Annotated in this window: 13 protein-coding genes and 1 pseudogene; all 14 read left to right on the forward strand. The window is 40.3% G+C overall.

Translation table 11 applies throughout. The features are described 5' to 3' along the window. Positions 1-3 precede the first annotated feature (3 nt). The 14 genes and pseudogenes from infB to HMPREF9184_RS00750 all read left to right on the forward strand — a co-directional run bounded on the left by infB (position 4) and on the right by HMPREF9184_RS00750 (position 16,314). On the forward strand, positions 4-2,754 hold the full coding sequence (infB, locus tag HMPREF9184_RS00690; protein WP_000039177.1) for a translation initiation factor IF-2: 2,751 nt from the start codon (positions 4-6) through the stop codon (positions 2,752-2,754). A gap of 254 nt (positions 2,755-3,008) precedes the next feature. Beyond that, positions 3,009-3,359, forward strand: coding sequence for a 30S ribosome-binding factor RbfA (rbfA, locus tag HMPREF9184_RS00695; protein WP_001273598.1), 351 nt, complete (start codon positions 3,009-3,011; stop codon positions 3,357-3,359). Positions 3,360-3,561: 202 nt separating this feature from the next. Then, positions 3,562-3,795 carry a DUF1858 domain-containing protein gene (locus HMPREF9184_RS00700; RefSeq protein WP_000368739.1) on the forward strand — a complete coding sequence of 78 codons (234 nt, stop codon included), beginning with the start codon at positions 3,562-3,564 and terminating at the stop codon, positions 3,793-3,795. Further along, complete coding sequence (locus HMPREF9184_RS00705; RefSeq protein WP_000752878.1) at positions 3,795-5,129, forward strand: DUF438 domain-containing protein; 1,335 nt, start codon at positions 3,795-3,797, stop codon at positions 5,127-5,129. The genes HMPREF9184_RS00700 and HMPREF9184_RS00705 overlap by 1 nt, the downstream gene beginning before the upstream one ends. A gap of 9 nt (positions 5,130-5,138) precedes the next feature. Continuing rightward, positions 5,139-5,393: a DUF1912 family protein gene (locus tag HMPREF9184_RS00710; protein ID WP_000119707.1), complete on the forward strand. Its 255-nt coding sequence runs from the start codon at positions 5,139-5,141 to the stop codon at positions 5,391-5,393. 97 nt (positions 5,394-5,490) lie between these two features. After that, on the forward strand, positions 5,491-5,886 hold the full coding sequence (locus tag HMPREF9184_RS00715) for a helix-hairpin-helix domain-containing protein (RefSeq protein ID WP_000038707.1): 396 nt from the start codon (positions 5,491-5,493) through the stop codon (positions 5,884-5,886). Between the two features lie 282 nt (positions 5,887-6,168). Beyond that, complete coding sequence (locus tag HMPREF9184_RS00720; RefSeq protein WP_000438919.1) at positions 6,169-6,735, forward strand: GNAT family N-acetyltransferase; 567 nt, start codon at positions 6,169-6,171, stop codon at positions 6,733-6,735. Continuing rightward, on the forward strand, positions 6,714-7,838 hold the full coding sequence (locus HMPREF9184_RS00725) for an EcsC family protein (protein ID WP_000503604.1): 1,125 nt from the start codon (positions 6,714-6,716) through the stop codon (positions 7,836-7,838). Before HMPREF9184_RS00720 ends, HMPREF9184_RS00725 begins: the two co-directional genes overlap by 22 nt. Before the next feature lie 13 nt (positions 7,839-7,851). Continuing rightward, positions 7,852-8,040: pseudogene (locus tag HMPREF9184_RS09835) on the forward strand (class I tRNA ligase family protein); the annotation flags it as partial. Positions 8,041-8,206: 166 nt separating this feature from the next. Continuing rightward, positions 8,207-9,448: a hypothetical protein gene (locus HMPREF9184_RS00730; RefSeq protein WP_000162666.1), complete on the forward strand. Its 1,242-nt coding sequence runs from the start codon at positions 8,207-8,209 to the stop codon at positions 9,446-9,448. A gap of 31 nt (positions 9,449-9,479) precedes the next feature. After that, on the forward strand, positions 9,480-10,481 hold the full coding sequence (locus HMPREF9184_RS00735) for a virulence RhuM family protein (RefSeq protein ID WP_033585883.1): 1,002 nt from the start codon (positions 9,480-9,482) through the stop codon (positions 10,479-10,481). Positions 10,482-10,627: 146 nt separating this feature from the next. Then, the gene (locus HMPREF9184_RS00740; protein WP_000043324.1) at positions 10,628-13,279 is read left to right on the forward strand and encodes a valine--tRNA ligase; all 2,652 of its coding nucleotides are present in this window, start codon (positions 10,628-10,630) and stop codon (positions 13,277-13,279) included. Between the two features lie 84 nt (positions 13,280-13,363). Next, positions 13,364-15,034: a DNA cytosine methyltransferase gene (locus tag HMPREF9184_RS00745; protein WP_232196688.1), complete on the forward strand. Its 1,671-nt coding sequence runs from the start codon at positions 13,364-13,366 to the stop codon at positions 15,032-15,034. Between the two features lie 17 nt (positions 15,035-15,051). Continuing rightward, entirely contained in the window at positions 15,052-16,314 is a 1,263-nt protein-coding gene (locus HMPREF9184_RS00750; protein WP_001105099.1) for a ParB N-terminal domain-containing protein, read from the forward strand. The last annotated feature ends 4 nt before the right edge of the window (positions 16,315-16,318 follow it).

The following is a 16,318-nucleotide window of genomic DNA, read 5'->3' on the forward strand; positions in this document are numbered from 1 at the left end:
GATTTGTCTAAGAAAAGATTGTACGAAATCGCAAAAGAACTTGGAAAAGAAAGTAAAGAAGTTGTAGCGCGTGCAAAAGAGTTGGGCTTGGATGTAAAAAGCCACTCATCGAGCGTGGAAGCTGCCGCTGCTGAACAAATCGCAGCTAGCTTTAAACCTGCACCTGTTCCTAAGGCAGAAGCAAAACCTGCAGCACCAAAAGCAAGTGTAGAAAAGAAAGCAGAAAAACCTGTTTCAGCTAAATCAGTTGTCACTAAGGAAGAAAAAGTAGTGGCTGCAAGACCGCAGAGCCGAAATTTCAAGGCGGAGCGTGAGGCACGTGCAAAAGAGCAGGCAGAGCGACGAAAACAAAACAAGGGCAATAACCGTGACCAACAACAAAACGGTAACCGTCCGAAAAACGACGGGCGTAATGGTGGCAAACCTGGTCAAGGAAACCGCGACAATCGCCGATTTAATGACCAAGGGAAAAAACCACAAGGTCAAGGTAATCGTGGCAATGATCGCCGTCAGCAACAAGACTTCCAGCCAAAACCAGCTGGACCACGTGTTGACTTTAAAGCCCGTGCAGCAGCCCTAAAAGCAGAGCAAAATGCAGAGTACGCACGCTCAAGCGAGGAGCGCTTCAAACAATCGCAAGCTGCCAAAGAAGCCTTGGCTCAAGCTAATAAACGCAAGGAGCCTGAGGAAATCTTTGAGGAAGCTGCTAAGTTAGCTGAACAAACGCAGCCAGCCGTAGCAGTAGCTCCTGTGGCTAAAGAAGCGCCAGTGGATACACGTCGTAAAAAACAAGCTCGACCAGACAAAGAACGTGACGATTATGATCACGAAGAAGATGGTCCTAGAAAACAACAAAAGAATCGAAGTAGTCAGAATCAAGTGAGAAATCAAAGAAATAGTAACTGGAATAACAACAAAAAGAATAAAAAAGGCAACAAGCAAAATAACCGCAATCAGGCTCCAAAACCTGTTACAGAGCGTAAGTTCCATGAATTGCCAACAGAATTTGAATATACAGATGGTATGACCGTTGCGGAAATCGCAAAACGTATCAAACGTGAACCAGCTGAAATCGTTAAGAAACTCTTTATGATGGGGGTTATGGCCACACAAAATCAATCTTTGGATGGTGACACCATTGAACTCCTATTGGTAGATTATGGTATCGAAGCCAAACAAAAGGTTGAAGTGGACAACGCGGATATCGAGCGTTTCTTCGTCGAAGATGGTTATCTCAATGAAGATGAATTGGTTGAGCGTCCACCAGTTGTGACGATCATGGGGCACGTTGACCATGGTAAAACAACCCTTCTAGATACCCTTCGTAACTCTCGTGTTGCGACAGGAGAGGCAGGTGGTATCACTCAGCATATCGGTGCCTACCAAATCGTGGAAAATGGCAAGAAGATTACCTTCCTTGATACACCAGGACACGCAGCCTTTACATCGATGCGTGCACGTGGTGCATCTGTTACCGATATCACCATCTTGGTCGTAGCGGCAGATGACGGTGTTATGCCTCAGACTATCGAAGCCATCAACCACTCAAAAGCAGCCAACGTCCCAATCATCGTAGCCATCAACAAGATTGATAAACCAGGTGCCAATCCAGAACGTGTTATCGGTGAATTGGCAGAGCATGGTGTCATGTCAACAGCTTGGGGTGGGGATTCTGAATTTGTTGAAATCTCAGCCAAATTCAACCAAAACATCGATGAACTCTTGGAAACAGTCCTTCTTGTGGCTGAAATCCAAGAACTCAAGGCAGACCCAACAGTGCGTGCTATCGGTACGGTTATCGAAGCTCGTTTGGATAAAGGGAAAGGTGCGGTCGCAACCCTTCTTGTCCAACAAGGTACTCTGAATGTACAAGACCCTATCGTTGTCGGAAATACCTTCGGTCGTGTCCGTGCTATGACCAATGACCTTGGTCGTCGTGTCAAGGTTGCAGGCCCATCAACACCAGTTTCTATCACAGGTTTGAACGAAGCGCCGATGGCGGGTGACCACTTTGCCGTTTACGAAGATGAAAAATCTGCGCGTGCAGCAGGTGAAGAACGTGCTAAACGTGCCCTTATGAAACAACGTCAAGCTACCCAACGTGTCAGCCTTGAAAACCTCTTTGATACGCTTAAAGCTGGTGAACTCAAGTCAGTCAACGTCATCATCAAAGCCGACGTACAGGGTTCTGTTGAAGCCCTTTCTGCCTCACTTCAAAAGATCGACGTGGAAGGTGTTAAAGTTACCATCGTCCACTCAGCGGTCGGTGCTATCAATGAATCTGATGTGACTCTTGCGGAAGCTTCAAATGCCTTTATCGTAGGTTTCAATGTACGCCCTACACCACAAGCTCGTCAACAAGCAGAAGCAGACGATGTAGAAATCCGTCTCCACAGCATTATCTACAAGGTTATCGAAGAGATGGAAGAAGCCATGAAAGGGATGTTGGATCCAGAATTCGAAGAAAAAGTTATCGGTGAAGCGGTTATTCGTGAAACCTTCAAGGTATCTAAAGTGGGAACCATCGGTGGATTCATGGTTACGAGTGGTAAGGTTACCCGTGACTCTAAAGTCCGTGTCATCCGTGACGGTGTCGTTATCTATGACGGTCAACTCGCAAGCTTGAAACACTACAAAGACGACGTCAAAGAAGTTACAAACGGTCGTGAAGGTGGATTGATGATTGAGGGCTACAATGATATCAAGATGGATGATGTCATTGAGGCCTACGTCATGGAAGAAATCAAGAGATAAGATTTTTGCTCCTTTCTGAGGTGGTGAGGGACGCAAGCAAACCGATGGTTTCATTGCTTATTTTTGAGCCTAAGGTCTCAAAAATCCCCTGTGATGGGACTGATAAATCAGTTCCATCACTTTCACCACAGCGAAAGAAGCGGGTGGTTTCAAATTGAACTTTGTTTCAATTTGAAATGAAAATCAATAAGCTTAAAAATAGCTAGGTCTGCTGGCCTAGCTTTTGGTTCATTATAAAAGTGAAAGGAAGAAACATGGCAAATCATTTCCGTACGGATCGTGTGGGCATGGAAATCAAGCGCGAAGTCAATGAGATTTTACAAAAGAAAGTCCGTGATCCGCGTGTCCAAGGCGTGACCATCACAGATGTTCAGATGCTGGGTGATCTGTCCGTTGCCAAGGTTTACTACACCATTTTGAGTAACCTTGCTTCGGATAACCAGAAGGCTCAGATCGGGCTTGAAAAAGCAACTGGTACCATCAAACGTGAACTTGGTCGCAATTTGAAATTGTACAAAATTCCAGATTTGTCCTTCGTCAAAGACGAATCCATCGAATATGGAAACAAGATTGACGAAATGCTACGCAATCTGGATAAAAACTAATACTCTTCGAAAATCTCTTCAAACCATGTCAGCGTCGCCTTACCGTACTCAAGTACAGCCTGCGGCTAGCTTCCTGGTTTGCTCTTTGATTTTCATTGAGTATAAGAAAGAGGGGGTGACCCTCTTTTTTTGTGTGCGCCAGTCCTCCTTGTGGTATAATATAAGCAGAAAAATCATTTTAAAACATACAATGGAGGTCGTCATGGACAATATCATCGATGTGTCAATTCCCGTTGCAGAAGTGGTGGACAAGCATCCAGAAGTCTTGGAAATTCTAGTGGAGCTTGGTTTTAAACCACTTGCTAATCCCTTGATGCGAAATACTGTCGGTCGTAAGGTATCGCTCAAACAGGGTTCGAAGCTCGAAGGAACTCCTATGGACAAGATTGTCCGCACACTGGAAGCGAATGGTTACGAAGTGATTGGATTAGACTAATGGCAGATGAACGGATTCATATCCTACGGGATATTTTGTTAGAATTGCACAATGGCGCCTCTCCTGAGTCAGTTCAGGAGCGTTTTGATGCGACCTTTACGGGTGTGTCAGCCATTGAGATTTCCCTCATGGAACACGAGCTGATGAACTCAGACTCAGGTGTCACCTTTGAAGATGTCATGGAACTCTGTGATGTCCATGCTAATCTTTTTAAAAATGCTGTTAAGGGTGTCCAAGTAGAGGATACCGAGCATCCTGGCCACCCCGTTCGCGTCTTCAAGGATGAAAATCTGGCTCTCCGTGCTGCCTTGATTCGCATTCGGAGATTGTTAGATACCTATGAGTCTATGGAAGACGAGGAAATGCTGACAGAGATGCGTAAGGGTTTGGTTCGTCAAATGGGGCTTTTGGGGCAATTTGATACCCACTACCAACGCAAGGAAGAGCTCTTTTTCCCCATCATGGAGCGCTATGGTCACGATTCACCTCCCAAAGTCATGTGGGGGGTGGATGACCAGATCAGGGAACTCTTTCAAACAGCCCTAACGACAGCTAAGTCACTACCAGAAGTGTCGATTAGCAGTGTAAAGGAAACCTTCGAAGCTTTTGCGACAGAGTTTGAAAGTATGATTTTCAAGGAAGAGTCTATCCTTCTCATGATTCTCCTTGAGTCTTTCACCCAGGATGACTGGATTCAGATTGCGGAGGAGAGCGATGCCTACGGCTATGCCATCATCCGTCCGTCAGAGAAATGGGTTCCAGAACGCCAGAGTTTTGTTGAGGAAAAGAGTGAAGTGGAGTCCGTGGAACTAGACACTGCTGAAGGCCAAGTGCAACAAGTTATCGATACGCCAGAAGGCCAGTTCACCATTACCTTTACTCCTAAGGAAAAGGAAGCAGTGCTGGACCGCCATAGTCAACAGGCTTTTGGGAATGGCTATCTCTCGGTCGAGCAGGCCAACCTCATCCTCAATCACCTCCCTATGGAGATTACCTTTGTCAATAAAGACAATATTTTCCAGTATTACAATGACAATGCACCAGCTGATGAGATGATTTTCAAACGGACACAGTCCCAAGTTGGGCGCAATGTTGAACTCTGCCATCCGCCCAAGTACCTAGAAAAGGTGAAGGCCGTTATGAAAGGTCTTCGTGAAGGAGTCAAGGACAAGTATGAAATGTGGTTCAAGTCTGATTCGCGAGGCAAGTTTGTCCACATCACCTACGCTGCAGTACACGATGAGAACGGAGAATTCCAAGGCGTGCTAGAGTATGTTCAGGATATCCAGCCCTACCGAGAGATTGATACGGACTACTTCCGTGGATTAGAATAAGGAGAATCAATGAGTTACGAACAAGAATTTATGAAGGAATTTGAGGCCTGGGTTAATACCCAGATCATGATCAACGACATGGCGCACAAGGAAAGTCAAAAGGTCTACGAAGAAGACCAAGACGAGCGTGCCAAAGATGCCATGATTCGCTACGAGAGTCGCTTGGATGCCTACCAGTTCTTGCTGGGTAAGTTTGAAAATTTCAAAGCAGGCAAGGGATTTCATGATTTGCCAGAGGGCTTGTTTGGTGAGAGAAACTATTAAAATGAATATCCTTTCTTGATTTTTTCTCAAAATCTTGATAGAATATCTTTATTAAATCCTTGTCAGAGCAGGGATTTTTTATTGAAAGGATTTTATCATGTCAAAGAAACTCCAACGTAAAAAACAATTGCGAAATAGCCTTCGTCGTTCAGGTGCATTTTCAACTACAGTGACCAAAGTTGTCGAAGAGACCAAAAAAGTGGTGAAACATGCGGAAAAATCTGCCAGCCAAGCAGGAAAAGTTGTCTCTAAAAAAGTGGAACAAGCAGTAGAAGCGACCAAGGAACAAGCTCAAAAAGTGGCGAATTCAGTAGAAGATTTCGCAGCTACTTTGGGTGGTCTCTCATTAGATCGCGCTAAGACTTTCTATGATGAAGGCATCAAGTCAGCTTCTGACTTCAAAAACTGGACTGAAAAAGAACTTCTTGCCTTGAAAGGAATCGGCCCAGCTACCATCAAGAAATTGAAAGAAAACGGCATCAAGTTCAAGTAATCTTTCTTGTCCCTTGCATTTCCGCCAAAAACTTGCTACAATAAAGCCATCAGAGGTGTTTTGAATCCCACATTTTACAGAAAGTGGCGGCGCTGAGAAGTCCACAAATGTGTCAAAACTAGTTGCTGATAGATGAAAATGAAATAAAAGTGTCTTTGTATATCCTTCAAAGACAAGAGTTGCGGGCATCTCTGCCCGAAATTGGGTGGTACCGCGGATAACACATTCGTCCCTGTCATGTAGATGGCAGGGGCATTTTTTTATGGAAAGTGAGGGCTGAAGATGGAGCGAGCACAATTACCAGAACGTATAGAAACCGAACGTCTCGTTTTACGAGTCCGCACAGTTGCTGATGCCGAGAATATTCATGCCTACGCTAGTTTGCCAGAGGTCGCCTATCCAGCAGCATTTCACCCCGTCAAGACCTTGGAAGATGAGATTTATTATTTGGAGCATATCCTTCCTGAGCGCAATCAAAAGGGAAATCTCCCAGCAGGCTATGGAATTGTCGTTAAAGGAACCGATAAAGTCATTGGTTCTGTTGATTTCAATCACCGCCACCAAGATGATGTTCTTGAGATTGGCTATACCTTGCACCCAGACTATTGGGGTAGAGGATATGTACCAGAAGCAGCGCGTGCCTTGATTGACCTAGGTTTTAAAGAATTGGGTCTTCACAAGATTGAACTGGTCTGCTTTGGCTACAATATCCAAAGTCAACGAGTTGCTGAGAAGCTTGGTTTCACTCTTGAAGCTAGAATCCGGGGCCGCAAAGATGCCCAAGGAAACCGCTGTGACAGTCTCATATACGGCTTGCTGAGGAGTGAGTGGGGGAGTTTAAACTGTTAGTTGAACTATTCGAGAAAATAGAACAGTTGGGATGTATTGAAGAATTTCGAAAGCGAGGAAAAAGTAAGGTTATGGAAGATGTTTTAGATAAAAAGGAAATAGACTCTTTAGATAGATTAAACAATCGCTATGAAATACTTACAAAGCCAAGCCACTTAGCAAAATTGGGAGAACGAGTAGCAGAAATTATTCCAAATGGAGTAAAAGAAATTATTGGAGGTGTTGGAAACTCTATTTCGGAACAACAAATCTACATACAAGCCATGGAACAAATCTCTAATGGTTTTAAAATAATTGAAGAACAAGCTGCTAAATTATCGGTTAGCAATCAAAAGATAGTTGAAAATCTTCAAAAGTACGGAAAGTTAGATAGTTATCAAGATATTCCAAAACTTCGAAGTTATGAAATTTCAAAAGCTGTGGATGATTTCCGAACTCTGAATTTGATTACTGCCTTTATAGAAGGTGGTGGAACTGGATATTTTGGTTTTGCAGGTCTTCCTTTTAATCTTATTTTAAGTACCTTTATTTATTTTAGAGCTGTTCAATCCATTGCCATGTATTATGGATATGATGTAAAAAATGATAACGAGGAACTTATTATTGCAAATTCAGTTTTTGTTAACGCTCTAAGTCCAGCAAAATCAGATATAAATAATGAACTATCCGCTGTAATTACCAAAGTAATGCTAATGAGTAAAGCTACTATTATTAGAGAAACTTCGAAAAAAACTTGGTCTGACATGGCTGCCAGAAGAGGAATTCCATTACTTCTTACACAAATGAGAGCCTTGTCTCATAAAAGTGCTGCTAAAGCGTTAGAAAAGGCAGGAGAGAAAGGAATTGAAAATATAATATTTAAAGAAACTTTTGAGTTGCTTGGAAAAAAATTAACTAAAAATATTATAAAAAAATCTATCCCCTTTGTTTCTGCTGGAATTGGTGCATTACTGGATACTGCCCAAATGAAAATGGTATTAGAGTATGCTGATATTTTTTACCAAAAACGTTTTATTGTAGAAAAGGAATCACGCATACGTTCATTAATGGAACAGGAAGAAAATTCTGTTATTGAAGCCGAGTTTATAGAATTAGATAACTAGAAAGGACACACACATGTCTAAAGAACTTTCACCTAAATACAATCCAGACGAGGTTGAGGTTGGTCGTTAACAAAACAACTTCAAGAAGATGTTCTCAAGACTCAAAGAGTTCAAAATTCTAAACCTTTTTCGATCGTGATTCCCACCACCAAACATTACTTATAAACTCCACTTTGGTCACGCTTGGGACTTAATCTTGCGTCCGTAAAAAATGCATATAAAATTTTGACACACTTTTTCTATAACCTTCAAAGTAAACAAGCTACAGAGGAACTGGAATTCTCCATTAAAGCCTGTATCTGAGACTGTAAGGATATCTAAGGCAGTTTAGTCGGGTCTATTGAAGACTGAATTAAAGGAGAAAATAGATGACTAAAAAGAAAAATAGAAAAAAAGAATTAAAACGCCAGCAAAAGTTGGACATCAAAGTTATTTCTGAAGAAGAGGCTGCTTGGACAGAAATAATGGCTAAAAAACCAACTTTTGTAGAACGTCGAAAAATTCAAAATTTCGATGAACAAAATACCGCAATGGTTCAATATGCTGAAGAGCATGGAGAGTTTCCAGATGTTCAGCAAATCAATTACCAACTAAAAAATAGAATTTTTGACTGGAATCAGGACAATGCTTTATTCAGAGAAGCCATGCATACTCCAAATACACAGAAGCGAAATAAACTGTTAAAGCAAGTTTTAAAGATCAATCCAAATTATTTTGCTGCTGATTTCCATCTATTCTTATCAGAAGTTGAAGATTTTGATCTACAAACTTTTAAAAAAGTATTGGAGTTTGAAACTCTAGTTTTAGAAAAATGGAAAATTAACGGATACAATAGTTGGAACATTTTTGAAGCACGCCCTATTCTAACTGCTCTTATGTTTCTAATTGAGTATTATATGACAGAAAAATTTTATTATAAGGCTTTGGAATTGGTTAACTTATACTTAAGTAAGCGACCAGAACGGTTCCCGCCTAATTTTGTTTTCTGTATGCTTTCCTTGTATCATATTACTGGTCAGGAACTAAAGGTTGAGCGCTTCTATCGTGAAGAATTGAATAAAGGAAAACGGGATGATACCATCCTCATTCATGCTATTATCTCTGCTTTTGCTCAAGGAAAGATTGAGGAGGCAAGTCAGCTATTTGCAAAATTAGTGGAAATCAATGATGAAGCCGTTGAATTCTTTATAGAGGAAGATTGGCACTTCAAAATTTTAGACATAGAAGAGCAAGAATTCTATTTTCCAAACTCGGTTGAATCGCTACAAGCTAGTTTATATTTTCTGCTTGAGTATTTACAAGAAAACATTATTTTAACAGAATTTTTAACAAACGAGGCGAAAAAGTTCCGTCGTAAACCAGTATCTTCGAATCGTTCTAGGATGATAAAAAATTTATCCGAGGTAACCGACTGGCACTCCTTTATGAACGAGGAAAAAATGAAGGAAATTCGGATGGATCTTGTTCGCATTTTTGTAGAAAACAGGATCCGTACATCTGCAGATTTTAAAAAATGGACCGAAAAAGAAGTTCTTGCTTTGAAGGGAATTGGTCCCGCTACCGTTCAAAAACTGAAAGAAAACGGTATAAGGTTTAAGGACGAGAAGTAATTGTTTATTGAAGGGAGGAGGTGGAATTGTCTTGAATGAAATTTCTAATTTCATCCTGTATACTACACCAAATGGCGATGTTCAGTTAGATATTCTTTTACAAGATGAAAATCTTTGGTTGACTCAAAAAGGTCTTGCAGAGCTCTTTGGAGTTGAGCGAAGTGTCATTACAAAGCACTTGAAAAACATTTATGATAGTGGAGAGTTGGATAAGATATCAACTTGTGCAAAATTTGCACAGGTTCAACAAGAGGGAAATAGATCTGTCCGGCGTGAACTTGAGTATTACAATCTGGATGCTATCATTTCAGTTGGTTACCGTGTAAATTCCAGTAAGGCTACTCAATTTAGAATTTGGGCGACCAACACCTTGAAAGAATTTATCATCAAAGGTTTTGTTTTAAATGATGAACGATTGAAACAAGGACAGACAGTTTTCGGACAAGATTATTTCCGTGAACTTTTAGAACGAATTCGCTCTATTCGTTCTAGCGAGCGCCGAATCTACCAGCAAATTACGGACATCTTTGCCGAATGTGCCATAGATTATGATAGAAACTCTGATATTACTAAAAACTTCTATGCTATGGTACAAAATAAATTTCATTATGCAATTACTGGAAGTACTGCTGCAGAAATTATCTATCAGCAAGCCGATGCAAGTAAGGAAAAAATGGGATTAACTACTTGGAAGAATGCACCTGATGGACGAGTGCTCAAATCAGATGTAACGGTAGCCAAAAACTATCTGCAAGAAAAAGAAATCCGACAACTAGAGCGAACAGTTACAGCCTACTTTGATTATATCGAGGGTTTGGTTGAGCGCCGTAATACTTTTACTATGCGAGGATTGGCAGATAGTATTGATCGTTTTTTATCTTTTAATGAATATGAAATCTTAGAAGGAAAAGGAAGTATTTCCGAGAGACAAGCAGACTCCAAAGCTATCCAGGAGTACGAAAAATTTAACCAAACTCAAAAAATCATCTCGGACTTTGATAAACATATTCTGAAGATAATGAGAGAGAGTTAATGTAAATCTAAGAGTTTGATTTGTAACGTGTTCATACAGTTTTTTTTGCTAAGAGAAAATTCTTATAGAAACAAGATGTGTTGAATCAAAGTCTATCTCCGACATGCTAATTTTATTTAAAGATATAAACTAGAAAGGACACACACATGTCTAAACAACTTTCACCTAAATACAATCCAGCCGAGGTTGAGGCTGGTCGTTACCAAAAATGGCTTGATGCGGATGTTTTCAAGCCTTCAGGCGATCAAAAGGCTAAGCCTTATTCGATCGTTATTCCACCACCAAACGTAACTGGGAAACTTCACCTTGGTCACGCTTGGGATACAACTTTGCAGGATATCATCATCCGTCAAAAACGCATGCAAGGTTTTGATACGCTTTGGCTTCCGGGTATGGACCACGCAGGGATTGCCACTCAGGCTAAGGTTGAGCAGCGCTTGCGCGGTGAGGGCATTACGCGTTATGACCTCGGTCGTGAAAAATTCCTCGAGAAAGTCTGGGAATGGAAAGATGAGTATGCCACTACTATCAAGGAACAATGGGGCAAGATGGGGCTCTCTGTAGACTACTCTCGTGAGCGTTTCACCCTTGACGAAGGTTTGTCAAAAGCCGTCCGTAAGGTCTTTGTCGATCTTTATAAGAAAGGCTGGATCTACCGTGGTGAGTTTATCATCAACTGGGACCCAGCAGCTCGCACAGCCCTTTCTGATATCGAGGTGATCCACAAGGATGTCGAAGGTGCCTTCTACCACATGAACTACATGCTGGAAGACGGCTCACGCGCCCTTGAAGTTGCGACCACTCGTCCTGAGACCATGTTTGGGGACGTAGCTGTTGCAGTCAATCCAGAAGACCCACGCTACAAGGATTTGATTGGCCAACATGTCATCCTTCCAATCGCTAATAAACTCATCCCAATCGTTGGAGATGAGCACGCAGATCCTGAGTTTGGTACGGGTGTCGTGAAAATCACACCTGCCCACGATCCAAACGACTTCTTAGTTGGTCAACGTCACAACTTGCCACAAGTCAACGTCATGAACGACGACGGAACTATGAATGACTTGGCCTTTGAATTTGCAGGCATGGACCGTTTTGAAGCTCGTAAGGCGGTCGTTGCTAAGTTGGAAGAAATCGGTGCCCTTGTTAAAATCGAAAAACGTGTCCACAGTGTTGGTCACTCAGAGCGTACAGGTGTCGTGGTTGAACCACGCTTGTCTACGCAATGGTTCGTTAAGATGGACCAATTGGCGAAAAATGCCATCGCCAACCAAGACACAGACGACAAGGTAGAATTCTACCCACCTCGTTTCAACGATACCTTCCTTCAATGGATGGAAAATGTCCACGACTGGGTTATCTCACGTCAGCTCTGGTGGGGTCACCAAATCCCTGCTTGGTACAATTCTGAGGGTGAAATGTATGTCGGTGAAGAAGCTCCAGAAGGCGACGGATGGACTCAGGACGAAGACGTCTTAGATACTTGGTTCAGTTCGGCCCTTTGGCCATTCTCAACTATGGGCTGGCCGGATGTTGACTCAGAAGACTTTAAACGTTATTATCCAACATCAACTTTGGTGACTGGTTATGATATTATTCCGTTTTGGGTGTCTCGGATGATTTTCCAAGGTTTGGAATTTACTGGCAAGTCGCCATTCAAAAATGCCTTGATTCATGGTCTCATTCGTGATGAGCAAGGACGCAAGATGTCGAAATCTCTCGGTAACGGGATTGATCCAATGGATGTTATTGATAAGTACGGAACAGATAGCCTTCGTTGGTTCCTTTCAAACGGTTCTGCACCAGGGCAAGACGTGCGCTTCTCTTACGAGAAAATGGATGCTTCATGGAACTTCATTAACAAGATCTGGAACATCTCTCGCTACATCCTCATGAACAATGAAGGTTTGACTCTTGAGCAAGCAACGGCTAATGTCGAAAAAGTTGTTAACAAGGAAGCTGGAAATGTCACAGACCGCTGGATTCTCCACAACCTCAATGAAACCATCGGAAAAGTCACTGAAAACTTTGACAAGTTTGAGTTTGGTGTTGCTGGCCACATCCTCTACAACTTCATCTGGGATGAGTTTGCGGACTGGTACGTTGAGTTGACCAAGGAAGTCCTTTATAGCGATAACGAAGAAGAGAAAGTCATCACACGTTCTGTTCTCCTTTATACTTTGGACAAGATCCTTCGTCTTCTTCACCCAATCATGCCATTTGTGACAGAGGAAATCTTTGGACAAATCTCAGAAGGTTCTATCGTCACAGCTGCTTACCCAACTGTCAACCCAGCCTTTGAAGACCTTGTAGCTCACACAGGTGTCGAAAGTCTCAAGGACTTGATTCGTGCCGTTCGGAATGCGCGTGCGGAAGTAAATGTAGCACCAAGCAAGCCTATCACGATTCTCGTGAAAACTAGCGATAGCGACTTGGAAGCCTTCTTTAACAGCAATGTCAACTACATCAAACGCTTCACAAATCCAGAACACTTGGAAATCGCATCAACCATCCCTGTACCTGAACTCGCTATGTCAAGCGTCATCACAGGAGCAGAAATCTATCTGCCACTGGCAGATCTCCTCAATGTCGAAGAAGAACTCGCTCGTCTGGACAAGGAACTCGCTAAATGGCAAAAAGAACTGGACATGGTCGGTAAAAAGCTCTCTAACGAACGCTTCGTAGCCAATGCCAAACCAGAAGTCGTCCAAAAAGAACGCGACAAACAAGCCGACTATCAAGCTAAGTACGATGCGACAGTCGCACGTATTGATGAGATGAGGAAGTTGGTTAAATAAACATAGAAACACGGTGGAATGCCGTGTTTTTTTGGTATAATGAATACAAACAATAAATAACGTAAGATGATAACAGGTAAAATTGTGAAAAGTAATAAGAAAATAAAGAGATTAACTGTGATTGACTTTTTCTGCGGAGCAGGTGGTTTTTCGGAAGGATTTCGTAGAGCAGGCTATGATGTCATTATGGGTATTGATGTTTGGCAACCAGCAATCACGACTCATAATTTTAACCATGGGTTAAACGATAAAGTTAAGAGCGTGCTTGATTTTGAAGATATTGATGAAATCAATAAGTTGCCAGACTCGGATATTATCATTGGTAGTCCCCCATGTCAATTATTTTCTCTTTCTAATCAAGGCGGGAATGCTAACAAAGATTTTGGTATCCATATGATTAATACTTTTTTTAAGGTAATTGCTGTAAAGAAATTTCAAAAGAATTCTAAACTAAAAGCATGGTTAATGGAAAATGTTCCAAATTCTCAAAACTATGTTCAAGAGGAGTATACTTTTGAAGAACTGGATTTAGTTGATTGGGCTATTTCACAAGGACTTAATCCAAAATCTGTTGCCATAAAATCCAAATATAATGGTGGAGTTTTACAAGCAGATGATTATGGTACTGCACAGACAAGGCGAAGGTTCGTCAGTGGGGAAATAACTAAGACTGGCGAATTTCCGTTTCCTGATAGGGTTCCTAAGGAGAAAGTTACTTTAAATAAATTATTTAGAAATTTTCCAAATCCTTTAAATCAGGCGCCTGTGAAATTTGTAACAGATCCGAATTATCCAAATGAGTCTGTTAAGTTTGAGAATTTTAAAGATCATTTTTATGACACAGGCGTCTATCAAGTACAGTGGCAAAAAGCTAGGGATTTAAAACAAAGACATCCTTATATGGGTAAGATGTCATTTCCAGAAAATATGGATAAGCCAAGCCGGACAATTATGGCTACACAGTCAGCTAGTACTAGGGAGGCTATCCTATATAAATCGGATTGTAATAGAAAAGGTGATGGCGAGTATCGATTGCCAACTATCAGAGAAGCAGCTTGTATTATGGGATATCCTCTAGATTATCAATTCTTCGGTGATGAGTCTACAAAGTGGAGACAAATCGGAAATGCTGTTTGCGTTCAATTATCTTTTGCTTTAGCTGTGAAAATTTTAGAACTAATAAATTCACCACTATTACCTGCTAAGATTATAGATAAAGATCTAAGTCAATTTAAATATTTGGATAATAAAAGAATTAAAGATTTCAATAATCCTCCTACGCGAAGTGAAAAAGCATTGTTTAGACAATTTCCTATTAAATCAGGAAATATGACTGTTGATTTAACTAATAAAGTTAATGGAGAAAGTGGAAATTGGGGTGTTGTTGCACATGCGGGTACAGGGAAAGGCTTCAAAAGTATAATTATCTCCCGTTCTAATCAAATGGAAGCTAAAAAACTTCTTCGTAAATTAAAACCTGATTTAATTGAGGAATTGAAAAATAACGAAATTCTTAGGAAATACTCGATAAAACAATTAAATTTAGAAAATAAAAAGTATGGTTTCTTTTCGGATGATGTTTCACATCCATATTATATCATCAATTATATTGGCAAATTAATATACAACCATATAGATAATAACGACATTGAGGTTGATGTTTCTGGAACAGAGTTCACTCGACTTAAGGATAAGATTCCATTGAGCCAGTTGATGTCTATTTACCTAGTCCCGATAATAATTTACGGAAAATAAATGAATGGAGAATGAAAATGAATTATGATTTAAATGAATTGATAAAAAATGGAGATATTGAAAAAACAACTTTAACAAAACGATTGACTATTGGGGGAGAAACAAAAGACTATCCAGTATATAAATTTCCGTTAGAATGTTTATATTATAATGATCAAAATGGTCGTATTAATACGGTTTACCATCAGTACATATCAAATCATGGTAAATTAACACCAGAAATTGGAGATTCGAAATATAATGAAATATTTGAAAAATTTATTTTTGAGTCTAAAAAGCAAGCTTTGAAAGATACAAAAAAATCTATAGAAGAGAGAGGACAGCAAGAACCGGGGGTTATTCTTGCTGACGGAAGAGTGATTGATGGGAATAGAAGATTTACAGCTCTTCGTAAGATTCAAAAAGGAAGCAACATTAGACGGTATTTTGAAGCAGCGATACTTTCTTTTGATATTCATAATAAAATTGATGAGAAGAAAATAAAAGAATTAGAATTAGATTTACAGCTTGCAAGAGAAGAGAGAGTTAGCTATGATCCAATTGATCGAATTTTTGATGTATATAATACTATTGAAGTTCAGAAATTAATGACCCCCGAAGAATATAAGCAAGCTAGTGGTGCTGGAAATACGAGAGGGATTAATCGAGATTTAAGACTTGCTAAGTTAATTAAAGATTTTCTTAAGATTGTTTCACCAGGCGGAAAACCGGAAGATAAATTTTATATAGCAAGAGAATTGAATTTGGATGGTCCTATAGAATCAATTGAACCGCAATTATCCAAATTGGAACGAAAGAAAGACAAAAAACAAAAAGCAATTAAAATGAATGTCCTTACAATTCTAGCTGTACAAATTGCTAAGTCAGAAATTGGAGATAGAGACATTACAAGAAAAATTCGAGATGTTAAAGATAATATTTTAAATAATCCTGAAATAAAAAAATATTTCACTGAAGCTACTGATGAACATGTGGACAGAATTATTGAGTTCTTTGAAACTAATCCAATAAAACAAGCAAGCGATTTAAAAGATAATTTTAATAAAAATCCTGAAATTGCAGAAGTGGCGAGTAGCTTATTACAAACAACGAATAGACTATCAAATAAAGGAGAGGCTGCAGCAGACCGTAGACAATCTTTAGTAAAGCTACAGGAAATTTTTGATATTTTAGAAGCTATGACCCATGATGATTTAAAAGCACTTCATGAGAATGAATATTTTGAAGCTAAAAAAATTCTTCAAGAAATTCGAGATTTAACGTATAAGCTATCTAGATAGATTT

Origin of the sequence: Streptococcus sp. oral taxon 058 str. F0407, from assembly GCF_000235485.1 — a bacterium.
Lineage (GTDB): Bacteria > Bacillota > Bacilli > Lactobacillales > Streptococcaceae > Streptococcus.